Genomic DNA, 22,500 nt, shown 5'->3' with positions numbered 1-22,500 from the left:
ATTTGGGATATTGGGAAGATATGATAATTACATTATCTATTGTAATAACATCAGCCTTAATTGCAATAATAATAGGTATACCTTTAGGTATTCTTGTATCAAAGTCAAAAGTTGCAGAAAAAATTATTATGCCACTTCTTGATTTTATGCAGACAATGCCAGCTTTTGTATACCTTATACCAGCTGTATCATTTTTTGGTATAGGCATGGCTCCTGGAGTTATATCTTCAGTAATTTTTGCTATGCCTCCAGCTGTTAGGATGACTAATTTAGGTATTAGAGAAGTGCCAAATGATTTGGTAGAGGCAGCTGATTCTTTTGGATCAACTCCTAGGCAAAAATTATTTGAGTTAGAATTACCAATGGCAAAGCCATCAATTATGGCTGGAATTAATCAAACACTTATGCTAACCTTATCTATGGTAGTAGTTGCATCAATGATAGGTGCACCAGGACTTGGAAATGTAATTTATACTTCGGTTTCAAGAAATGATGTTGGTGTAGGTTTCGCATCAGGTATAGCTGTAGTAATACTTGCTGTAATACTTGATAGACTTACTCAAGCTTTTAGTAAAAAGAATAATAGGTTAAAGTAGGTTATAATATGCACATTAAAAAAATATTTTCAACCTTAGCTATTATAATTATTCTTACAGGATGCAGTGATACTAATAAAGATGGTGAAAAAGTAAATTTTGATTATGCACCTAATGAATATATTATCGGCATAGAAGCTGGTTCAGGTACTATGCAAGCAGCAAAAAGAGCCATGGATGATTATGGACTCCATCAAACACTTACTACAGGTTCATCTGCTGTAATGACTCAAATGTTAGGAGATGCCATAAGAAAAAAAGCTCCTATTGTAGTTACCGGATGGACTCCTCACTGGAAATTTGCAAAATATGACCTAAAATTTCTTAATGATCCAAAGGAATCATTTGGCAAGCCAGAAGAAATTCATACACTTGCAAGAAAAGATTTAAAAAAAGATAAGCCAAATGCCTATAAACTTCTTGATAATTTTGAATGGACTGTAGATGATATGCAAGAAGTTTTAATAGATTTAAATGATGGCATGGATATAAAAGAGGCATCTAGAAAATGGGTAAATAATAACCATGATAGGGTCCAAAAGATGTATGAAGGAGTAAAGGTATCTAATGGAGAGCTTATAAATCTTGCTCATGCAACATGGGATAGTGAACTTGCGTCTGCAAATGTATTAAAGTATATACTTGAAGATTATGGTTTTGAGGTAAGAATGATGGCTGTTGAGATAGGACCTTTATTTGCGGCGATTGCTTATGGGTCTGCAGATGTTACACCTTCAGCTTGGCTTCCACAAACACATAAAAATTATATGGATAAGTATGGAGATTTGATAGATGATTTAGGATCAAATTTAGTGAATGCTAGGATTGGTTTTGTAGTACCAGCTTATATTGATATAGATTCAATAGAAGAGTTAAAAGATTTTTAATGTTTTAAAGGGGTTGTTGCAAAATTATGAATTTCTAATGTTTTATCATTACAAGTTACTCATAGATAATTTGAGAATATCCTGCTGACTTATGGAAGCCAAATTGTTGTGGAGGAACTTGTAATGATTTTGGAACAATTAATTCATTTTGCAATAACCCTTTTTATATCTTTTTTCTATGATATAATAGTTTTGGTGATTATATGAAAACAAAATTTAATTTATTGATAATAATATTTTTATTTATCTTTTCATCCTGTTCATTTAAAAGTGATGATTCAAATATAAGCATCTTTGAAAAAGTTACTTATTTTTTTGAAGATATGGAATCTATCTTTAGGAAAAAGAAGACTGATGATAGAGATATCTTATATAAAAATATAGAGAAAAACAAAGATAAGAATGATAAAATAAACTGGATTTATAATAACTTTGATAATCTTAGTGAAACAGATATAAATCTAGTTGGGAATGACTTGGACTTAAGTGAATTTGTGTATAATTATAACAACGGAATATATGATTTTGAAAATTATGATGGTGAATCTGTATCATTTAATAGGTTAACCCCATATTATATACAGTGGGACAATAGATGGGCATATAATAGGCTAGGTTCTAGTGTAATAGGTTATGCTGGTTGTGGTCCAACATCTATATCCATGATTTTGAATAGGCTAAATCCGAATTTAGATTTAAATCCAGCCATATTATCTTCAGATGCAGAAAATTATATGACAGATAATGGTATAGACTGGTCATTTTTTACTTTTGCCGCTAATAAATATGGTTTTAATATAAAAACTATAGATCTTGATGAAGATAAGATGATTGAAATATTAAAGCAATATCCACTTTTAATATCAGTAAATAAGGGTTATTTTACTTTAAGTGGTCATATATTAGTCATTGATTCTTATAAAAATGGTAAGTTTATAGTAAATGATCCAAATTCCATAAAAAATTCTGAAAAAACTTGGACTTTTAATCAGTTAAAAGATGAAATTGCAAATATATGGCTATTATATTAGGAGAAATGATGGAAGAAAAAATATCGTACAAATTAATATTTATATCAATTATTATAGGGTTTATTTCAGGTCTAGTAGTGTCTTTATTTAGAATAGTTATCCCAAAACTAATTTATTTGATTGCCATACTTATAGAATTTGGACAAAAAGGTTTATTAGAATCTTTAATCTTTATAGCTATGTTTTTGTTAATTGGCTATATAGTGGCAATATGTGTTGATAAGGAACCTATGATAGGAGGCTCTGGTATTCCACAAATATCTGGAAAGCTTAATAAGAAATTATCTTATAATCCACTAACTTGTTTAATATATAAATTAATTGGTGGAACATTATCAATTGGTTCAGGTTTAAGTCTTGGAAGAGAAGGTCCATCTGTTCAAATAGCAGGTTCTATCGGTGAAATAATTTCCGATATATTTAAACTTTCTCAAAATGATAAGGATATAATGATTGTAGCATCATCGTCTTCAGGAATTACATCTGCATTTACTGCACCCATATCAGCCATTGCTTTTTCCATAGAAGAACTTATGAAAAAAAGTAAAAGAATAGGCTTTATATATATTACTTTGACTGTGATTTCAGCAAGTCTTGTTACTAGTTTTCTTATTGGCAATAGTCCAGTAATAAAAATAAATAATTCATTGGATTTATCAAGTAAGTATTGGTCATATCTTTTATTTTTAGCTATTCTTGTAGGCTTATCATCTTTGATATTTAATAAGGGAATATTATATGGAAAATATCTATATAATAAATTAGCCATTAGTCAAAAAATAAAATATATAATTCCTTTTTTTATTACATCTATAGTCTTACTTTTAGATAAGAGAATGCTAGGCTCAGGAGAAAATTTTATTGGACTTGCTCAAAATGGAAATGAAGATATAAAAGTACTGATATATTTTTATGTAGGTAAGCTTTTATTATTATTTGTAGCTTTTTGTTCTGGTATACCAGGAGGGATTTTTTTTCCACTCTTAGCATTGGGAGCTTTAGTTGGAAATATTTATGGTTCTATACTTTTTAAAATGGGGTTTGTAGGAGAAAATGAAATAATTATATTTTCAATGCTCTCTATGGCTGCACACTTTGGCTCTATTGTTAGGGCACCTTTAACAGGAATCTTTCTCATATTGGAGATGACGGGTGGTAAGATAGATTTTCTATTACCTATAGTTATAGTTACCCTTATGGCATATATAGTTTCAGAACTTACAAAAAATGAACCTATATATGAATCACTATTAGATATAATAATAAAAAGAAAGATGCTTAGTTGAAATTATTAGGCATCTTTTCTATTTGAATGACATATAATGATATATCAAAATTTAAGTTTAAATCAACAATAATATTTAAGTTTGTCTTTTATTAAGTAAAATTAAAATTTATTGATAGCTAAACTACCTTTTTATATCTATAAAAATATGCAAAATAATTATAAGTTCTTATAAAAGCTATTTACTAAATTCACCTTTAATAAAACTTTATAATATGTTATAATTTTAATATTAAATATATATGTATAATTTTCATAATAATTATATAAATATAAATATTTAGAGGAGTATAATGAAAAAGAAATTAAATTTTAGCCAAACTCTCTTGATTGGATCTTTACTTTTTGGTCTATATTTTGGAGCAGGAAATCTTATATTTCCTATCGAGATAGGACAAAATTCGGGTTCTAACTTATATTTAGTTACACTTGGATTTATAATAAGCGGTGTAGGAATTCCTTTGTTAGGAGTTGTTGCTAGTGCCATATCAAAAAGTGATTCTTTATTTGAAATGGGGCAAACTGCGGGTAATAAATTTGCCTATGTTTTTACATCAGCTCTTTATTTAACAATAGGTCCATTTTTTGCAATTCCTAGAACTTCAACAGTAGCTTTTGAAGTTGGTATAGCATCATCTGTAGCTGAAGAAAAAATAAGAATGTATTTACTCATATTTTCATTAATATTTTTTGCAATAGTACTTATTTTTTCTTTAAAACCTGGAAAGGTTATGGATAATATAGGAAAAATATTAACACCAGCTTTTTTGGTATTACTTTCTATATTGGTTATATTTGCTATAGTTAAGCCTATGGGTGAATTAGGAACAAATAAGCCAATTGATACATATCAAGATAATCCTTTATTAAAAGGAATATTAGATGGATATAATACAATGGATGCATTAGCATCATTAGCTTTTGCCATAATAATTATATCTAGTATTAGAAAATTGGGAGTTAATAATCCTAATAGAATTGCTATTGAAACTCTTAAAAGTGGTGTGATTTGCTTGATAGCCATGAGCTTGGTCTATGTATCACTTTCATTTATGGCATCTTCATCAGTTGCCATAATGGATTTAGGAAATAATGGTGGAAGAATTTTATCGAAAATTTCAAAACATTATTTAGGAGATCTTGGAAAGTATCTGCTAGCAGCCATGGTAATTATAGCTTGTATAAAAACTGCTATAGGTTTAATAATATCATGTTCTGAGATGTTTGTAGAAATGTATCCAAATTCTCTGTCTTATAAAACTTATGCAATATTATTTACAGTAGTATCATTTTTAATAGCAAATCTAGGACTTGCAAATATAATTAGCTTATCCATACCAGTTTTAATGTACCTATATCCTTTGGCTATAGTACTTATTGTATTATCGTTGATGACTCCAATCATAGGTAAAAATAAAAAAATATTTAAAACTACAATACTTTTTACGGCTGTTTTTTCTATATTTGACTTTTTAAAGGCTCTTCCAAAGCCAATATCAGGTTCAAATATAGTTAGAAACATTTTATCTTTTATTGATGGAATCTTACCTGGATTTAGTATAGGATTTGGTTGGCTAGTACCTGCTATTATTGGATTTATTGTAGGAATTATTTTACTAAGATTAAATAGAGAAAATATTAGAAGTAATAATATGTAGAAATTATAAAAAAATTTTACCTTTTAATAAAAATATGATATTATATTTATTAATGGGGGTGAAGTATGGACTGTGTATTTTGTAAGATTGCTGATGGTCAAATTCCATCAGATATAATCTACGAGGATGAAAAAGTAATTGCATTTAATGATCAAGATCCACAGGCACCTATCCATTTTCTTGTTATACCAAAAAAACACATTGAAAGTTTGGCTAAGCTTGAAGACGAAGATAAAGATTTGATATCATATATCTTCATGGTTATAAAAAAAATAACTGAAGATTTAAACTTAGCAGAAGATGGCTATAGAATAGTCAATAACACAGGAGTTGATGGGGGACAAACAGTTAAACACATGCATTTTCATGTACTAGCTCAAAGATCCCTACAATGGCCACCAGGCTGATAATTAAAATGTGTTCTACGAGAGGGGGGATAGAGATGACAGAGATCAGAGTTGGAGAAAATGAATCAATTGACAGTGCAATTAAAAGATTCAAAAGACAATGCGCAAGATCCGGTGTTCTTACAGAATATAGAAAAAGAGAACACTACGAAAAGCCAAGCCTCAAGAGAAAAAAGAAATCTGAGGCTGCAAAAAGAAAAAAAAGAAAAAAATAGTAATTTAAGACCCATATGGGTCTTTTTTTATTATTAATTAAGAAATATAAAAAATGGAGCTATTACAGAAAATTATGAATTTCTAACGTTGAATCATTACAAGTAATTCATAGACAATTTGAGAATAACCTGCATTTCAGGGAGGCCAAATTGTCGAGGAGGAGCTTGTAATGATTTTGGAACGAATAATTCATTCTGCAATAGCCCCATATTTTTAGTTATTAAGTCTTGGATCGAAATTAGTTTTTTCTTTGCCTTCTATAAATTTGTTATAACAATTCTTGTCTATAATACAGTCAATATTGCCAATCCATTTTACTATATTATTGTTAGTTAGTTTTCTTTTGAAGTTATATAAACCATCACTTATATCTAGAGATTTTACTCCACCTAAATCATAATATCTTATATTATTTTCACAGCAGTATCTAATTTCTTCAGCATCTAGAAAATATGATTGACCAAGATCTTCTTTTAAATTATCAGCTCCATATAGTGCTATAGAATAATTTCTAAAAGTAATAAGGAAAGAACATGATAAGAATTCACCTTTATATTTTACGAAACTTATTCTAGAATTATCTTTAAATGCATCATAGAGCTTATAATAATAATCTTTTGGTCTATGATTTATTCCCTTTCTTTCACTCATTTCCTTTGTAATATTATAAAATATTTCTATATCTTCTCTATTTCCAATATAAAGTTCAAAGCCTTGTCTATAAGATTTTCTAACTTGCTTTCTTCCGTTTTTTGAATAAGATTGAATAACATCTTCAAAGTTTCTTCCATCTATATCAAGCATCATAGAATAAGGAAATTGTATATAAGTATACATTTCATAAGAAAATTTTATTCCATTGTCTTCATATTTTTCAACAAGTTCCTTACTAAATTCATAGTTAGGATCAAACTTTACTAAAAAACCATCATTATTACTTGCAAAATCTCTTATTTCATCAATAATTTCTTTTGTTGTATTAATATCATTTAGGTCACAAACAGGACCTCTAGGACAGTAAAACAATTTCTTATCTGCTTTATTATTATAAATAGATAATACTTGAGCTGCAGCTTTGATTTCACCGTTTTTTTCTATATAGAAACAATTGCTATCCCAAGAATCTTTAACATCAGCCCAAGCAAAGTCTTGGAAGATGCTGGTTCTAGGATGTTTATATAGAAATTTTTTATATTTTTTTACTTGTTTATCATTGTTTAAATCGAGCTTCATAAGTCCTCCGATTAATTATATTCTTTAATATCATATCAAATGTTCAATTAAATTTCAATTTTGTTCTATGGATATGAAAAAATATACTATATCATATATATGCTCAGAATCAAAACTTTATAGTTTTTATGATAACGTTGACAAGTTATAAAAATGTATTATAATAGAGGTGTAAATAAAATAACACAATTCTTCAGGGCGGGGTGTAAGTCCCCACCGGCGGTAAAGTCCGCGAGCTTTTTGCTGAATAGGTGAAATTCCTATACCGACAGTTATAGTCTGGATGGTAGAAGATTACAATATGTTTTTATTTTGAAATCTAATTTTAAGGTCCCTGAAAAGGGATCTTTTTTATTGCCTAGAATTGTGGAGGAGGCAAAATGAATGATAAATATTATATGAAAAAATGTTTTGATTTAGCTTTAAAAGCAAAAGGAAGAGTATTGAGAAATCCATTAGTAGGAGCGGTTTTAATTAAAGATGGAAAAATCATATCAGAAGGCTACCATCATGGCTACGGTATGATACATGCTGAGGTAGATTGTTTTAATAATCTAAAAGAAGATCCTAAAGGTGCAAGTCTTTATGTAAATCTTGAACCATGTTCTCACTATGGAAAGCAAGGACCATGTACAAAAGAGATTATAAAAAGAGGTATAAAAAAAGTTGTTATTTCAAACCTTGATACAAATCCTAAGGTTTCAGGAATAAAAGAACTTCTAGATAATGGTATAGATGTTGTAACTGGAATTTTAGAAGATGAGGGTCTTAAATTAAATGAAAAGTTTTTCTTTAATATTAAATATAATAGACCTCTTATAGCTTTAAAATATGCTCAAACTCTTGATGGAAAGATCTCATCAAACACAGGAGATTCTAAATGGATTAGCAATAAGTTTTCAAGAGAATATGTCCACAAACTTAGAAATGATTATGATGCAATTATTGTAGGTAAGGAAACTATTTTAAAAGATAATCCTTCGCTTAATTCAAGAATTGACGGAGGAATTGATCCTGTAAGAGTTATTCTTGATTCTAATTTAAGTATTGAAAAAAAAATCAAAGATTTTAAAATATTTGATTTAGAAAGTGATAAAAAAACATTTATAGCAACTTGTAAATATTCAACAAATAAGAATTTAAATATTATTAGGTGTGAATCAAAAAATAATAGGATAGATTTAAATGATCTTGTTAATAAATTATATGCGATGAATTTAGGATCAATTTTGGTAGAGGGAGGTTCTACTATAAATTATAGTTTCTTAAAAGAAAATCTTGTAGATAGGATTTATGAATTTATTTCTCCAATAATTATTGCAGGAGACAGATCTAAATCTGCTTTTAGTGGTAGGGGAGTAGATAATATTAAGTATGGATATAAGTTTGAGATTGAAGATATTAAAAGATTTGATACGGATATAATGATTGGGGCAAAAAATGTTTACTGGAATATCTGAAGAATTAGGTAAGGTAATATCTTTTAAAAACATGGGAAGACATGTTGAAATCGAAATAGAATGTGAAAAAGTTTTAGAGAATACAAAAATTGGTGATTCTATAATGACTGATGGTGTGTGTCTTACAGTTAAAGAAATTAACGATAACTCCTATAAAGCTGACATAATGGAAGAAAGTTTAAAAATGACAAAGTTTGATATCTCAATTCTAAACAAAAAAGTTAATTTAGAAAGAGCTATGAGACTTTCAGATAGGCTGGATGGCCATATAGTCCAAGGTCATGTAGATGGAGTAGGAAAAATCAAAAAAATTGTAGAGAATGTATTTACTATAGAATGTAATGATTATATCCAAAATCTTGTAGTAAAAAAAGGTTCGATTTCTCTTGATGGAATATCCTTAACAGTATCTGGCGATAATTTCAATAATTTTTCAGTATCATTAATACCTGAAACTTTTTATAAGACCAATTTTAAATATAAGAAAGTTGGAGACAAAATTAATATAGAAACTGACATAATTCAAAGATTTATACAAAAATCTATTACAAAAAAAGAAAGGTTGGATAAAAACTTTTTATTAGAAAATGGTTTTTAAAGAAGATGGAAGAAATAATTAAAGCATTAAAAAATAATGAAATAATAATAGTAACGGATGATGAAGACAGGGAAAATGAAGCTGATATGATTTGTGCAGGCGAAAATGTCACAGGAGAGATGGTAAATATTATGGCAAAGTATGCAAGAGGATTAATTTGTACTCCCATATCATCATCAATTGCTAAAAAACTAAACTTAAATGTGATGGTAGAAAATAATACTGATAATCATGAAACTGCCTTTACAGTATCAGTTGATCATGTAGATACTACTACAGGTATATCAGCTTTTGAAAGAGCGTATACAATTAGAGCCTTGGCAGATAGAGAGTCAAAAACAGGTGATTTTAGAAGACCAGGCCATGTATTTCCGCTAATTGCAAGAGATGGTGGAGTCTTAGTTAGGGATGGCCATACAGAAGCTACAGTAGACTTAATGAAGATTGCAAATCTTAGAGAAATTGGTTTATGTTGTGAAATAATGGCAGAGGATGGGAATATGTTAAAGGGTAAGGATGTAGTAAAGCTTGCCGAAAAATTAAATATTAGGATGACAAGTGTTGAAGCTATAAAAAATTATATAAAAGAAAATGAGATTGATTTAAGGAAAAAAGAAGAATTTCCTTTAGAAAAAACTAAGATTATAAGTCTTCCAACAGAATATGGAGATTTTAAGGCTATATCTTTTATAGATAAAGGTGAGAATAAAGAACATTTAGCCTTAATTAAAGGAGACATAAGTACAAATAATGTCCTAACTAGAATCCATTCAGAATGTCTTACAGGAGATGTTTTTGCTTCAAATAGATGTGATTGTGGAAAACAACTTCATAAGGCTATGGAAATGATAGATAAAAATAAGAGCGGAATAATCATATATCTTAGACAAGAAGGCAGAGGTATTGGTTTATTTAACAAAATTAAGGCTTACCATTTGCAAGAAAATGGATTTGATACAGTAGATGCTAATGTAGAGTTAGGTTTTTCGCCAGATTTAAGAGACTATAAAATAGCAAGTCGAATTTTAAATGAGTTGGGTGTAAAATCTATAAACTTATTGACTAATAATCCAGATAAGATTAAGCAAGTTGAAAAGTACGGAATAAGAGTTAATAAAAGAATTCCTATCGAAATTCTTTCAAATCATGTAGATAGAGCATATTTAAAAACAAAAGTTGTAAGAATGGGGCATGAATTATTAGAATTTAAAGGAGAAGTAAATGAAAGAGTTTAGTGCAAATTTAATATCAAGTGGAAAAAAATATGCAATTATAGTAGCAAGATTTAATCACTTTATTACTGATAGGCTTGTAGAAGGATGCGTTGATAGTCTTAAAAGACATGATGTAAAAGATGAGGAAGTTGAACTTATAAAGGTTCCAGGCGCATTTGAAATTCCTCTTGTTGCAAAACTTCTGACAAAAAAAGATTATGATGCTATCATATGTTTAGCAGCAGTGATAAGAGGAGAAACACCACACTTTGATTATGTATGTAGTGAAGTTTCTAAGGGAATTGCAAATGTATCCTTAGAATCTAGTAAGCCAGTTATATTTGGTATAGTTACTGCAGATACTATAGAGCAAGCTATTCAAAGAGCAGGAGTTAAGGCTGGAAACAAGGGAAGTGAAGCTGCAATATCTGCAATAGAGATGGCAAATTTAGTAAGTCTTATATGATTTTAGTATTTGACTTTGATGAAACCCTTCATCAAAGTGATGAGATTTACAAAAGAGCTTTTTATAAGACTTTAAATGATAACAATATAAAAAGTCCTTCTTTAAATCCGTTATTATATTTAGGTGATCCTCCACGAAAAATATGGGATGAATTTTTAGATAATTCTTATGATAAAGAAAAGCTTATGAAAGAAACTGGAAATAATATGATCAGCTTAATGCCTAAGTATGGTAAGCTTTTTGAAAATACAGAAGATGTTTTAAAAATCCTAAACAAAAAATATAGTATCTTTATATGTTCTTCTTGTACTAAAGCTTATATCAATATTGCCAGGGAGATCTATAATTTGGATAGATACATTGAAAGCTATCTAGTAGGAGAAGATTTCTCTTATAAGGAAAAGTACCAAATTTTATATGAAAGTATTAATGATGATTTTATTATGATAGGAGACAGGCTATCAGATATAATGGCTGGCTTTAAAAACAATCAAATATCCATTTTTGCAAATTACGGCTATTCCAAAGAAAATGAAGGAGAGCTTTCAGATTATAAAATAGAAAAAATTGAAGATATATTAAAAATAAAAGTCCTTAGCTTATAGCTTAGGACTTTTGACTTTGGGGAATAAATTGTTGCAAGACTTATAATTTTTAGTAAGAATTGTTAAGATATGCATAAAGTTCTTATATCCTTATATCGATTAAAAAGAATTTTATAAGATTTTTTGATTTTGTTGTAATTATTAAAGATTTTAAGTTTTTGCTCTTTCTTTTCGTAAACTTTCCAATAGCCATTAGCTAAAAATTTACTACCTTTATTGTTGATAAAGCCTGTTACATCTTCATAAGGATATCCTAAAAAGATACCAATTTCATGTGGAAAATCAATTTTCTTAATTCTAACTTTTAGGTATTCTATACATAAGTTCATATCACTTGTATTGTATCCCAAGCGATTAAGGAGAGTTCTTGTTTTTGATTCATTTAATACGTATTTAAGCTTTGAAGGTCTATATGTATAGATTTGAGCAGAAGAACTAGATTTTTTAAGTATTTCCACATACACGTTCTTTTCATTAAGTACCTTGTTCCATTCAGCTACCATTTCTTCTATATCTAAGTTTTTGGTATTCTTAAAGGTGAACAAGTTTGCTATTTTCTTATTAGCAAGAGTAGGTGATGCATAATTAATTAACAATTCTTCATTCATTTATAGCCCCTAGATAGACTCCGCTAATTTATCAGCAGCTTGCCTACATTCTTCTAATGCATCATCATCTGGATAATCATAAGCAATAAGTCCGTCTCTTACAAGATTTACATTTAAAGCTTCACATCTTTCTTGCCATGTTTGCATCCATTCACCATCAGCCCATTGATATGAACCAAATAAAAGCACAGGCTTATTTGAAAGTGAACTTTCAATATCAGCAAACATTGGTTCAAATTCAGTTTCTTCTAATTCTTCACTTCCCATAGCAGGGCATCCGAAAGCAATTCCATTGTACTTTTCAATATCATCTTTAGTAAATGAACTTGGTCCAAGTAATTCTACTTCAATATCTTTTGATTTTAATTCATTTGATATTTCTTCGGCCATAGCTTCTGTATTACCAGTTCCTGACCAATAAACTACTGCAACTTTTTTCATTGTGTACTCCTTGAGTGTTATTAATTATTTGATATTGATAACCTATATCAATATCTAGCTCTATAATACACGTCAATTTTATATTTGTCAAGAAGTTTTTTAAATATTATAATAAAATATATAAAATTTACTGATAATTATCGTATAAAAATATTAGAAATAGGCACTTAAATAAAAAAATATATATAAAATTATATCTAAAGTCTTAGAATATTAAATTATTTAAGAACGTTTATTTCGTTTGCCACATATAATTTTTTAAAATTTAAGAATCCTATAATTTTTATTAGAATTTCGTCATCATCTTTAAAGTAAAACTCAAGGCTTGGTTCATAATAAATTTCCAAATCATTTTTATTAATATGCTTAAAATTTTTAACCTTATGCTTAGAATTTATAAAAACTTCAAAATCAATGGATCCAAGTCCACAACATGCTTGTTTAGAATTTCTATCAACTTGAATTACAATATTTTTTATTTTATTTTTCTTAATATATTTTTTAGATTTTTCATCAAATTTTATCTTCATAATATCACTCTTATTTATTATACACCTTTTATCTAATCTTTTTTTGGGTATAGAAGTAATAGAAAGGATTAGATATGAAAAAAATTATTAATAACCCAAATTTAATTATTGATCAAATGTTACAAGGTTTAGTAAAGGCTAATCCAAATAAGGTTGAGTTAATTGAAGATAGTCATGTTATATGTAGAAAAGACTTGCCTATAAAAGGAAAAGTAGGACTCATCTCAGGAGGTGGAAGTGGTCATGAACCAGCTCATGCTGGATATGTAGGAGATGGGATGCTTGATTGTGCCGTCTGTGGAGATATTTTTACTTCACCAACACCAGACCAAATATTAAAGGCTATTAAGAAAGCCGACTCTGGAGAAGGAGTTTTTATGGTTGTAAAAAATTATACTGGTGATGTAATGAATTTTGAGATGGCAAAAGATATGGCAGAGATGGAAGGGATAGATGTTGATTATATAATTGTAGATGATGATGTTGCTGTAGAAGATTCTAGTTTTACTACTGGTAGAAGAGGTATAGCAGGTACAATTTTTGTTCATAAGGTACTAGGTGCTATGGCTAAAAATGGTAAAAATCTTAAAGATATAAAATCTATGGCAAATAAAATAGTAAATAATATAAAATCTATGGGTATGGCCATAAAAGCTTGTATAAATCCAATGTCTGGAAATGAGAGTTTTAATCTTTCTGACGAAGAAATGGAGATAGGAATAGGAATCCATGGTGAGCCTGGCATCAGAAAAGAAAAGATTAAAAGTGCTGATGAAATTACTAAAGAATTGATTGATACCATATTAAGGGATTATGACAATATAGATGGTGATTTTGTAGTAATGGTTAATGGTATGGGACAAACTACTGAAATGGAACTATTTATAGTAAATAATTACTTGTCAGATTATTTGAAAGAAAAAAATATCAAAGTATTAAGAACTTATGTAGGAAACTATATGACTAGTATGGATATGGCAGGATTTTCTATCAGTCTATTTAAAGTTGATGACGAAATTTTAAGTCTACTAGATGAAGATGTTGATGTAGTTAGGAGTTAATATGGATATAGAAAATATAAAGAAGAAAATATCTGATATGTCAGATACTATAATTGAAAATAAAGAATATTTAACAGAGCTTGATAGACAAATAGGGGATGCAGATCATGGTTATAACATGGCAAAGGGGTTTACAGCTGTAAAAATCATCTTAGAGGATGACTTTGAAAGTGTGAAAGAGTTAATAAACAAAATTGCTATGACTCTTATATCAAATGTAGGTGGTGCAAGTGGTCCTCTATATGGAAGTTTTTTTATGAAATTTGCCCAAGGATTAGATGATAGTGACAACATTAATAAAAAACAATTTGCAGATGCTTTTAGCAAAGGACTAGACGGAGTTATCATGAGGGGAAAAGCACAAATTAATGATAAAACTATGGTTGATGTACTAGAGCCTGTTTCAAAAGCTTTATGTGAAGATAAGCCATATAGCGAAATAGTAAAATTAGCTAAGGAGAAAATGGAAGATACAAAGGAGATGAAAGCACGAAAGGGCAGAGCATCTTATCTTGGAGATAGGTCTATAGGCCATATAGATCCAGGAGCATGTTCATCTTACTTAATGATTGAAACTTTGATGGGAGACTTAGATGGTTAATATATTGCTTACAAGTCATAGTAGAAAATTAGTTGAGGGACTAAAAGATATATTAAAGCAAATGACATCAGATGTTAATATAGTAATAAGTGGAGGAGATAAGGAGGGAAATATTGGATCGAATTTCGATGAGATTTATAAGCTCATGAATGAAAATATACATGATGATGGACTAGTTGTATTTTTTGATTTAGGCTCTTCTATGCTTAATTGTCAAATGGCATTAGATATGCTTGATGAAGCTAAAAAAGAAAAAGTTTACCTTGCTGGTACACCACTGGTTGAAACAAGTGTTCAAGTTGCAGTTAATGCATCAGCTGGGCAAACTTTAGAAGAAATTAAATCTTATCTTGAGTCTTATCCAAAAAGTAAAATTTAGTCTAAACTTATGATATAATCATATATTTCATTTTTGGAAAATCCTGTAGATTTTCTAAGAGATTTTACTATATCCTTAGTTGATTTACCGGATTTTTTCATGTCAAATATTTCATTCTTATAATTTTTAATGGAATCTGATTTTTTATCAAGTGATTTTTCAAGTATTAAAACAAATTCACCTTTTAAAGTTAAGTCTGAGTCTTTGATTTCAGAAATCCTATAAATCTTATATTCTTCAAACTTTTTAGTAAGTTCTCTAGTTATGGCAAGCCTTCTTTCTGGGAATATATTCTTAAAGTCCTCTATAGTTTCTAAAATATTGTGTGGAGTGTCTAAAAGTATTGATGTTTTATTTTCCTTGCTTAAATTTTCGTAAAGTTTATTTTTATCTTGCTTTTTTTTAGGTATAAATCCATAGTAAGAAAATCTTTCGTTATCAAATCCACTTGCAATAAGACCTGTAAGTATAGAACTTGCACCTGGAAGTATAGTATAAGGTACATTTTTTCTTATACATTCTTTAATTAGGATATGACCAGGGTCAGAAATCCCGGGCATACCCTGATCTGTTATTATGGCATATTTTATTCCAGCTTTAGCATTTGTTATTATTTCTTCGGATTTTTGTTTCTCGTTAAACTTATGATATGAAGTTAGCTTTTTATTTATATCATAATGATTTAAAAGTTTTTTACTTTCTCTTGTGTCTTCACAAGCTATAATATCAACCCCTTTTAAGACATTTATAGCTCTAATTGTTATATCTTCTAAATTCCCTATAGGTGTTGGTACAAAATATATACTATAATCCATTTATTTTCCTCATGTTTTCAGTGTAATTACCATCTGCATCATAAATGATAAGAGGGTCTTCAAATAAAAGTCCATCATTAGCATTTTTTACAAATTCTAATAAGACAAAAACAGGCTTTAATTCAGCTTTGGATTGGACAAATTTAATTCTTTTTAGCTTAAGGTTTCTACTTTTTTTTATAATATCGACAAGCCTTTCTGGTTTGTGTATCATGAAAAGTTTCCCCCTGTCTTTCAAAACTTTATTAGAAAAGTAAAAAATATCATCAAGGTTCATTTTAATTTCTTGCCTTGATATTAAAAATTCATCTTTTTTGTTATTTATATTAGCGTCAATTTTGTAATAAGGAGGATTTGTTATTATATAATCTACATAATTTTCTTTAAAATCTAGCATATTTAAGTCTTCATTGATAACTTTTATTCTATCTATTTTATTAATTTCTAAGTTATACTTCAAAAGATTAGCTTTTTCATCTTGTATTTCTATTGAATAAACTTTCTTAAGCTTATAGTAATATAGACATGCTAGAGATAAAATCCCACTTCCTGAGCCAATATCAATTAAAGTCTTATCTTTTTTCATTTTAGAAAAATCTGATAAGATTATAGAATCTATTCCAAACGAATAAGATTTATCCACATGTTTCATCTTTAATTTTGTTCTTGGTATATAATCTAATTTATCCATAGTTTGATTATATAATAATATGTAAATTAATCAAAAAAGAGTTATTACACAACGCAATAACTCTTAACTTAAAATACTTATTCTAGGTGAATTGATTTAACTTCTAAATATTCCATCAAACCAAAAATTCCTCCCTCTCTACCTAGTCCAGATTGCTTATAGCCTCCAAAAGGTAAATTAATATCACCATTTGATGAATTTATTATAACTTGTCCTGATTTAATTTCATCGGCTATATCAAGTGCCTTATTCTCTTCTCCAAAAACTGCTGCTGATAGTCCATATTCTACATCATTTGCAATTTCAATTGCTTCTTCAATATTATTTGCTTCCTCTATCACAAGGACTGGACCAAATATTTCGTCTTTGTGAATTGCCATATCTTTTGTTACATTATCAAAGATTAAAGGATTAATAAAGTATCCTTTAGAATATTTTTTTTTGAGTTCACCAAATATTATTTTGGCTCCCTCTTCAACACCTTTATTTATATAAGAGATTACCTTATCATACTGTTCTTTTGAAGACATAGGTCCTATATCTGTTTCCTTAAGTTTAGGATCTCCAACCTTATAATTTTTAGCCTCTTTTAATATCTCCTTTATCAAATTTTTCTTAATATTTTTTAGTACAACTACTCTTGACAGGGCTGAACAAGTTTGTCCAGTATTTAAGAAAATACTGTCTAATACAGTTTTGACTCCATTTTTAATATGACTTTCATCAATAAATATTGCAGGAGATTTTCCTCCAAGTTCTAAGGTAATATTTTTCACAGAGTCTAGTGCATCTTTTGCGACTATTTTTCCTGCTTTGGTAGATCCTGTAAATGACACCTTACTGATATCCTTATGCTTGTTTAAAATATTTCCTACTTCACTGCCATCTCCTGTAATTAAGTTTAAAACACCTTTTGGAAGATTTATTTCATCAAAACCTTCAACAAATAGATGGGCTGTAAGTGGAGTGATGCTTGCTGGTTTTAATACTACAGTATTTCCTGTAAGAAGAGCAGGTATTACTTTTTGAACAATTTGACCTAAAGGATAGTTCCAAGGTGTAATCGCTGCGATAACCCCGATTGGTTCATATCTTACAAAACCATTTTTCATTTTTATTTTAAATTTTATACTTTGAACTTGTTTAATAAAATTTTCTATTCTCTTTATTTGTTTCATAAATTGAGTTTCCTTAGAAAAATTATAAGGTACACCAAGTTCAGCAGTCATTGTATTAATAAAACGTTCTTCGTTACTTAAAGCCCATTCTTTAAATTTTTCTATATATTCTATTCTTTTAGAAAGACTTGTCTTCGACCAAGCCTTGAAAGATTTACTTGCAGCTTTTACTGCCTGATTAATATCATATTCATTTGCCATGGCAACTTTAGATATAACTTCTTCAGTTGCAGGATTTAAAACATCTATAAAATCATGACTTGATGATTTTATATATTCTCCATTTATATATAATAATTCGTTTTTCATCTTATCACCTCATGATTTTTCTACCCTAATATGTCTTTAATTAAACTTACTTGATTGTTATAATATAGTAATTTATAATATATAATATACGAGTAGGAGGTATTTATGAAATATTTTGGAACAGATGGTTTTAGGGGAAATGCAAACAAGGATTTATCCCTATATCATGCTATAAAAATAGGAAGATTTTTAGGAGATTATTTTAATAAGAATAATAATGGTAAGGGGAAAATTGTAATAGGTAAGGATACTAGAAGGTCATCATATATGTTTGAAGATGCTTTATCTTGTGGTATTACATCATCTGGCTCTGATGCTTATCTTTTACATGTAACAACAACCCCTTCCGTTTCATATATAGTAAGAAGTGAAGATTTTGACTGTGGTGTCATGATTACTGCAAGTCATAATCCTTATAATGATAATGGTATAAAGATTATAAACTCAAATGGAGAGAAGATTGATGATGAGTTTCTAGAAAAGCTTGAAGCCTACATTGACTCTGATATAAAAGATATTGATTTAAAAACTGGAGAAGATATAGGAAGGACTCAAGATTATATAGGAGGAAGAAATAGATATATTGCTTATCTTATTCAAACTGTAATCAAGTCATTTAAGGGCAAAAAAGTTGGTCTTGATTGTGCAAATGGAGCAGCATCATCAATAGTGAAATCGGTTTATGATGCTTTGGGTGCTGAAACTTATGTAATAAACAATAAACCAAACGGCTTTAATATAAATGTAGACTGTGGTTCAACACATATAGAAGTTTTGCAAAAATTTGTAAAAGAAAATAAACTTGACTGTGGTTTTGCCTTTGATGGAGATGCCGATAGGTGTATAGCTATTGATGAAAATGGAGATGTAATGGATGGAGATGTCATTCTCTATATATGTGGAAAATATATGAAAGACGAAGGAGCCCTAGAATCAAACACCGTTGTAACTACAATTATGTCAAATATTGGCTTATATAAGGCTTTTGATAAAATAGGCATAAACTATAGTAAAACAGCAGTTGGTGATAAGTATGTTCATCTTGAAATGAGTGAGCATGGATATGAATTGGGTGGAGAACAATCTGGCCATATCATTTTTTCAAAATATGCAAACACTGGAGATGGTATACTAACAAGCTTAAGATTAATGGAGGTTATGATAGATAGTAAGTCTACATTCTCAAAGTTAAGAAGAGATTTAAAAATATACCCACAAATGCTTAAAAATATAAGGGTTAAAGACAAAAAATCTGTATTAAGTAACTCAAAAATAAAAAATATTATAGAAAAAGAGAGCGAAAATTTAAAAGATTCAGGAAGAATCCTAGTTAGAGAAAGTGGTACTGAACCATTGATTAGAGTAATGGCTGAAGCAGAAACAAAAGAGATTGCAGAGCAATCAGTTGACAGGGTAGTAAAAGTTATAAAAGAATCTGGACTATAATATGAAAGATTACCTTACTAAAAGAGATATAAATATAAAGGAGAAAGTCTTAGTTGTCCATGATAGATTTTATGCTAGTGAGTCTTATATAGCAGTGGACACAAGAAAACTCGAGGGGTTTCCACCAAAAGTTTATTATGACAAGCATCACAATCTTTTAGGAAAAATGTATGAAAAAGGTATTTTTGAATTAGATGATATAGAAGATATTTTACTATCATATGAAGATACATGTTTTTCAAATCATGATTTAGATGATTTAAGAAAATTTCTTATAAAAAGAAGAGAAGATTTTTACAAAAGCTTTGAAAAAAATCAAAATAATATTGACACATGGCTGAATTCATGGTAATATATATGCTTGTATGGAACTATCCATATAAATTAGGAGGTGTTTTAATGGCAGATAAAGTAAAACTAGAATGCACAGAATGCAAGAACAGAAATTACGATACTACTAAAAACAAAAAGAACACTCAAGAAAGACTTGAGCTTAAAAAGTATTGTCCTTTCTGTAAAAAACACACTGTTCATAAAGAAACAAAATAGTAAGGAGTTTTTAAATGGCTAAGAAAAACGATGGATTTCTTAAATCAACAAAGAGAGAATTTAAAAAAATCACATGGCCAACAAAAAATGAAACTTTAAATTACTCATTACTTGTTATTATAGTCAGTGTGATTACAGGACTTCTCATTTGGTTATTAGACATAGTCTTTGGAAACATACTTGGATTAATGATGTAGGTATACTATGACAGATACTTCAATTAATAATTCAAATGAAATAGACAATACCGAAAAAATTGATTCTAAAGATTCAGAAAAACAACCTAAATGGTATGTAGTTCACACATATACCGGATACGAAAATAGGGTTAAAGATAAAATCCAAATGATGATTGATAATGAACAAAATCCTGATATCATCGATGTAACAGTGCCGGAAGAAGAGTATGTTGAAGTAAAAAATGAATCAAAAAAACTTAAGACTAGAAAATTATTCCCCGGATATGTAATGGTAAAAATGAACATTACAAATAGGTCTTGGTATATAATCAGAAATACCCAAGGGGTAACAGGATTTGTTGGACCAGATTCAAAACCAGTTCCTCTAACCAAAAGAGAGGTTATGAAATTTGGAATAAAAGAAGATAAGCCTGTAGTAAATATTGATATAAAGGTTGGAGATAATGTTAATATTATTCAAGGACCTTTTGAGGATTCAGTAGCAGAAGTTAAGGAAGTAGATTTAGAAAAGCAAACTATAAAAGCGTTTATAGAAATGTTTGGAAGAGATACTATAATAGACTTAGGTTTTGAAGATATTGAGAAAATTTAACTGGCTTACGTAAAGTAAGTGGGAGGGGAAAACCCGCCATAAACCACAAAGGAGGATTTTAATATGCCAGCAAAAGGAAAAGAAGTACAAGCAAAAGTAAAATTACAAGTGCCAGCAGGAAAGGCTACTCCAGCACCTCCAGTAGGTACAGCACTTGGACCTCACGGAATCAATATAATGGATTTCGTACAAGCATTTAATGCAAAAACAGCTGATCAAGCTGGAATGATAATACCGGTTGAAATGACAATTTATACGGATAGATCTTTTGAATTTATCACAAAAACACCACCAGCACCAGTATTAATTAAAAAAGCTATTGGACTTGATAAAGCTAGTGGAGAACCAAACAAAAAGAAAGTAGGTTCAATTAAGCTTGACCAAATTAAAGAAATAGCAGAAACAAAAATGCAAGATTTAAATGCTGCAAGTCTAGAAGCTGCAATGAGTATGATCAAAGGTACATGCAGAAGCATGGGTATTACCGTAGAGGATTAGTGGAAGAGGAAACTCGCTATACCACAAGGAGGCAACAATGGCTAAAAGAGGAAAAAGATATATAGAATCAAAGAAATTAGTTGATGCTCAAAAAGAATATGAGCTAAGTGAAGCGTTAGATTTAGTAGAACAAACAGCAAAGGCTAAGTTTGATGAAACAGTTGAATTACATGTAAGATTGGGTGTAGATTCAAGACATGCTGACCAACAAGTTAGAGGAACAGTAATTTTACCACATGGAACAGGTAAGGATGTTAAAGTACTTGCTATTGTTAAAGAAGATAGAGTTGAAGAAGCTTTAAATGCAGGTGCAGACTATGCAGGTAGTGACGAATACACTGATAAGATTCAAAAAGAAAATTGGTTAGACTTCGATGTTATAGTAACAAGCCCTGATATGATGGGTCAAGTAGGTAGATTAGGTAGGGTATTAGGACCTCAAGGTTTAATGCCTAACCCAAAATCAGGTACTGTAACTAATGATATAGCAAATGCTATCAAAGAAGTAAAAGCAGGTAAAGTAGAATATAGGACAGATAAAAACAACCTTGTTCATGTACCAAGTGGAAAAGTATCGTTTGGAAAAGAAAAATTAGAAGATAACTTAAGAGCTTTACTTACAGCTATAGTAAAAGCAAAACCTGCTTCAGCTAAAGGAAAATATTTAAGATCTATTACTATAACATCAACAATGGGTCCTGGAATTAAGCTATCACCAGCTAGAGCTATGGACTTGGTTGAAAAATAAAAAAATTGACAAGCTAAAACTATGGTGATATAATATCATAGTCAAATAAATAGGCTACCAAAGACTACGGAGACTCTTAGTTTAATTATTCCGTATAGGTGGGAGAATAAGAAGCTACATCCCCACCGATGTAGACGTTAATTACGTCTAGTTGTGGGGATTTTTATATACCTACTTGGAAAGCCATAGGAGGTGAAA

29 protein-coding genes and 1 riboswitch are annotated in these 22,500 nt (G+C 29.3%); of the genes, 22 read left to right on the top strand and 7 right to left on the bottom strand.

The window, feature by feature from the left end; translation table 11 throughout:
* Window positions 1–20: 20 nt before the first annotated feature.
* The 7 genes from HV819_RS01620 (at window position 21) to rpsU (ending at window position 6,079) form a co-directional block, all read left to right on the top strand.
* On the top strand, window positions 21–596 hold the full coding sequence (locus HV819_RS01620) for an ABC transporter permease (RefSeq protein WP_235942749.1): 576 nt from the start codon (window positions 21–23) through the stop codon (window positions 594–596).
* Window positions 597–604: 8 nt separating this feature from the next.
* On the top strand, window positions 605–1,483 hold the full coding sequence (locus HV819_RS01615; RefSeq protein ID WP_176269360.1) for a glycine betaine ABC transporter substrate-binding protein: 879 nt from the start codon (window positions 605–607) through the stop codon (window positions 1,481–1,483).
* A gap of 203 nt (window positions 1,484–1,686) precedes the next feature.
* A complete protein-coding gene (locus HV819_RS01610; RefSeq protein ID WP_176269359.1) occupies window positions 1,687–2,514 on the top strand; it encodes a C39 family peptidase in 828 nt (275 codons plus the stop codon).
* A gap of 8 nt (window positions 2,515–2,522) precedes the next feature.
* Window positions 2,523–3,800: a ClC family H(+)/Cl(-) exchange transporter gene (locus HV819_RS01605; protein ID WP_154541412.1), complete on the top strand. Its 1,278-nt coding sequence runs from the start codon at window positions 2,523–2,525 to the stop codon at window positions 3,798–3,800.
* A gap of 292 nt (window positions 3,801–4,092) precedes the next feature.
* Window positions 4,093–5,457: a branched-chain amino acid transport system II carrier protein gene (brnQ, locus tag HV819_RS01600; protein ID WP_176269358.1), complete on the top strand. Its 1,365-nt coding sequence runs from the start codon at window positions 4,093–4,095 to the stop codon at window positions 5,455–5,457.
* 65 nt (window positions 5,458–5,522) lie between these two features.
* On the top strand, window positions 5,523–5,864 hold the full coding sequence (locus tag HV819_RS01595; RefSeq protein WP_176269357.1) for a histidine triad nucleotide-binding protein: 342 nt from the start codon (window positions 5,523–5,525) through the stop codon (window positions 5,862–5,864).
* Window positions 5,865–5,899: 35 nt separating this feature from the next.
* Window positions 5,900–6,079 (top strand): 30S ribosomal protein S21, encoded by a 180-nt coding sequence (gene rpsU, locus HV819_RS01590; protein WP_154541418.1) that lies wholly within the window; start codon window positions 5,900–5,902, stop codon window positions 6,077–6,079.
* A 214-nt stretch (window positions 6,080–6,293) separates the two neighbouring features.
* Here the strand turns inward: rpsU and HV819_RS01585 are convergent, their stop codons facing one another.
* Window positions 6,294–7,313, bottom strand: coding sequence for a lipid II:glycine glycyltransferase FemX (locus HV819_RS01585; RefSeq protein ID WP_176269356.1), 1,020 nt, complete (start codon window positions 7,311–7,313; stop codon window positions 6,294–6,296).
* Window positions 7,314–7,498: 185 nt separating this feature from the next.
* A riboswitch (FMN riboswitch) is annotated at window positions 7,499–7,612 on the top strand.
* Window positions 7,613–7,693: 81 nt separating this feature from the next.
* Here HV819_RS01585 and ribD point away from each other — a divergent pair.
* The 5 genes from ribD to HV819_RS01560 are packed head-to-tail and all read left to right on the top strand — an operon-like array spanning window position 7,694 to window position 11,656.
* The gene (gene ribD, locus HV819_RS01580; RefSeq protein WP_176269355.1) at window positions 7,694–8,773 is read left to right on the top strand and encodes a bifunctional diaminohydroxyphosphoribosylaminopyrimidine deaminase/5-amino-6-(5-phosphoribosylamino)uracil reductase RibD; all 1,080 of its coding nucleotides are present in this window, start codon (window positions 7,694–7,696) and stop codon (window positions 8,771–8,773) included.
* Window positions 8,754–9,371, top strand: coding sequence for a riboflavin synthase (locus HV819_RS01575; protein ID WP_154541424.1), 618 nt, complete (start codon window positions 8,754–8,756; stop codon window positions 9,369–9,371). The genes ribD and HV819_RS01575 overlap by 20 nt, the downstream gene beginning before the upstream one ends.
* Before the next feature lie 5 nt (window positions 9,372–9,376).
* Entirely contained in the window at window positions 9,377–10,606 is a 1,230-nt protein-coding gene (gene ribA, locus HV819_RS01570; protein ID WP_176269354.1) for a GTP cyclohydrolase II, read from the top strand.
* Entirely contained in the window at window positions 10,593–11,051 is a 459-nt protein-coding gene (gene ribH, locus HV819_RS01565; RefSeq protein ID WP_154541428.1) for a 6,7-dimethyl-8-ribityllumazine synthase, read from the top strand. The genes ribA and ribH overlap by 14 nt, the downstream gene beginning before the upstream one ends.
* Window positions 11,048–11,656: an HAD family hydrolase gene (locus HV819_RS01560; protein ID WP_176269353.1), complete on the top strand. Its 609-nt coding sequence runs from the start codon at window positions 11,048–11,050 to the stop codon at window positions 11,654–11,656. Before ribH ends, HV819_RS01560 begins: the two co-directional genes overlap by 4 nt.
* A 62-nt stretch (window positions 11,657–11,718) precedes the next feature.
* Here the strand turns inward: HV819_RS01560 and HV819_RS01555 are convergent, their stop codons facing one another.
* The 3 genes from HV819_RS01555 to HV819_RS01545 form a co-directional block, all read right to left on the bottom strand.
* On the bottom strand, window positions 11,719–12,264 hold the full coding sequence (locus HV819_RS01555; protein WP_176269352.1) for a DUF3793 family protein: 546 nt from the start codon (window positions 12,262–12,264) through the stop codon (window positions 11,719–11,721).
* A gap of 9 nt (window positions 12,265–12,273) precedes the next feature.
* Window positions 12,274–12,705 carry a flavodoxin gene (locus HV819_RS01550; RefSeq protein ID WP_154541432.1) on the bottom strand — a complete coding sequence of 144 codons (432 nt, stop codon included), beginning with the start codon at window positions 12,703–12,705 and terminating at the stop codon, window positions 12,274–12,276.
* A 218-nt stretch (window positions 12,706–12,923) separates the two neighbouring features.
* Window positions 12,924–13,235 (bottom strand): hypothetical protein, encoded by a 312-nt coding sequence (locus HV819_RS01545; RefSeq protein WP_176269351.1) that lies wholly within the window; start codon window positions 13,233–13,235, stop codon window positions 12,924–12,926.
* A 74-nt stretch (window positions 13,236–13,309) separates the two neighbouring features.
* Between HV819_RS01545 and dhaK the strand changes: the two genes are divergently transcribed.
* The 3 genes from dhaK to dhaM are packed head-to-tail and all read left to right on the top strand — an operon-like array spanning window position 13,310 to window position 15,276.
* A complete protein-coding gene (gene dhaK / locus HV819_RS01540) occupies window positions 13,310–14,296 on the top strand; it encodes a dihydroxyacetone kinase subunit DhaK (RefSeq protein WP_176269350.1) in 987 nt (328 codons plus the stop codon).
* Window position 14,297: 1 nt separating this feature from the next.
* Window positions 14,298–14,897 carry a dihydroxyacetone kinase subunit DhaL gene (dhaL, locus tag HV819_RS01535; protein ID WP_176269349.1) on the top strand — a complete coding sequence of 200 codons (600 nt, stop codon included), beginning with the start codon at window positions 14,298–14,300 and terminating at the stop codon, window positions 14,895–14,897.
* The gene (gene dhaM / locus HV819_RS01530) at window positions 14,890–15,276 is read left to right on the top strand and encodes a dihydroxyacetone kinase phosphoryl donor subunit DhaM (protein WP_154541440.1); all 387 of its coding nucleotides are present in this window, start codon (window positions 14,890–14,892) and stop codon (window positions 15,274–15,276) included. The genes dhaL and dhaM overlap by 8 nt, the downstream gene beginning before the upstream one ends.
* Here the strand turns inward: dhaM and rsmI are convergent.
* The 3 genes from rsmI to HV819_RS01515 all read right to left on the bottom strand — a co-directional run bounded on the left by rsmI (window position 15,273) and on the right by HV819_RS01515 (window position 18,269).
* Complete coding sequence (gene rsmI, locus HV819_RS01525) at window positions 15,273–16,091, bottom strand: 16S rRNA (cytidine(1402)-2'-O)-methyltransferase (RefSeq protein ID WP_176269348.1); 819 nt, start codon at window positions 16,089–16,091, stop codon at window positions 15,273–15,275. The two genes, dhaM and rsmI, sit on opposite strands and share 4 nt — an antisense overlap.
* A complete protein-coding gene (locus HV819_RS01520) occupies window positions 16,081–16,782 on the bottom strand; it encodes a tRNA1(Val) (adenine(37)-N6)-methyltransferase (RefSeq protein ID WP_176269347.1) in 702 nt (233 codons plus the stop codon). Before HV819_RS01520 ends, rsmI begins: the two co-directional genes overlap by 11 nt.
* A 77-nt stretch (window positions 16,783–16,859) precedes the next feature.
* Window positions 16,860–18,269: an aldehyde dehydrogenase family protein gene (locus HV819_RS01515; RefSeq protein WP_176269346.1), complete on the bottom strand. Its 1,410-nt coding sequence runs from the start codon at window positions 18,267–18,269 to the stop codon at window positions 16,860–16,862.
* A gap of 105 nt (window positions 18,270–18,374) precedes the next feature.
* Here HV819_RS01515 and glmM point away from each other — a divergent pair, with 105 nt between their 5' ends.
* The 7 genes from glmM to rplA all read left to right on the top strand — a co-directional run bounded on the left by glmM (window position 18,375) and on the right by rplA (window position 22,302).
* The gene (gene glmM / locus HV819_RS01510) at window positions 18,375–19,715 is read left to right on the top strand and encodes a phosphoglucosamine mutase (protein WP_176269345.1); all 1,341 of its coding nucleotides are present in this window, start codon (window positions 18,375–18,377) and stop codon (window positions 19,713–19,715) included.
* A 1-nt stretch (window position 19,716) separates the two neighbouring features.
* Window positions 19,717–20,067, top strand: coding sequence for an aspartate 1-decarboxylase (aspartate alpha-decarboxylase) (locus tag HV819_RS01505; protein ID WP_176269344.1), 351 nt, complete (start codon window positions 19,717–19,719; stop codon window positions 20,065–20,067).
* Between the two features lie 47 nt (window positions 20,068–20,114).
* Window positions 20,115–20,264: a 50S ribosomal protein L33 gene (gene rpmG / locus HV819_RS01500; RefSeq protein WP_154541449.1), complete on the top strand. Its 150-nt coding sequence runs from the start codon at window positions 20,115–20,117 to the stop codon at window positions 20,262–20,264.
* Window positions 20,265–20,278: 14 nt separating this feature from the next.
* Window positions 20,279–20,461, top strand: a complete 183-nt coding sequence (secE, locus tag HV819_RS01495) for a preprotein translocase subunit SecE (RefSeq protein ID WP_154541450.1) — start codon at window positions 20,279–20,281, stop codon at window positions 20,459–20,461.
* A 7-nt stretch (window positions 20,462–20,468) separates the two neighbouring features.
* Window positions 20,469–21,056, top strand: coding sequence for a transcription termination/antitermination protein NusG (gene nusG, locus HV819_RS01490; protein WP_154541451.1), 588 nt, complete (start codon window positions 20,469–20,471; stop codon window positions 21,054–21,056).
* A gap of 63 nt (window positions 21,057–21,119) precedes the next feature.
* A complete protein-coding gene (gene rplK, locus HV819_RS01485) occupies window positions 21,120–21,554 on the top strand; it encodes a 50S ribosomal protein L11 (protein ID WP_154541452.1) in 435 nt (144 codons plus the stop codon).
* A 37-nt stretch (window positions 21,555–21,591) separates the two neighbouring features.
* Complete coding sequence (gene rplA, locus HV819_RS01480) at window positions 21,592–22,302, top strand: 50S ribosomal protein L1 (protein WP_176269343.1); 711 nt, start codon at window positions 21,592–21,594, stop codon at window positions 22,300–22,302.
* Window positions 22,303–22,500: the final 198 nt, after the last annotated feature.

It is taken from the genome of Anaerococcus faecalis (genome assembly GCF_013371425.1).
Taxonomy (GTDB): domain Bacteria; phylum Bacillota; class Clostridia; order Tissierellales; family Peptoniphilaceae; genus Anaerococcus; species Anaerococcus porci.
Note: the sequence above shows the minus strand (reverse complement) of the source record. Positions and strands in the feature narration are given on the sequence as shown.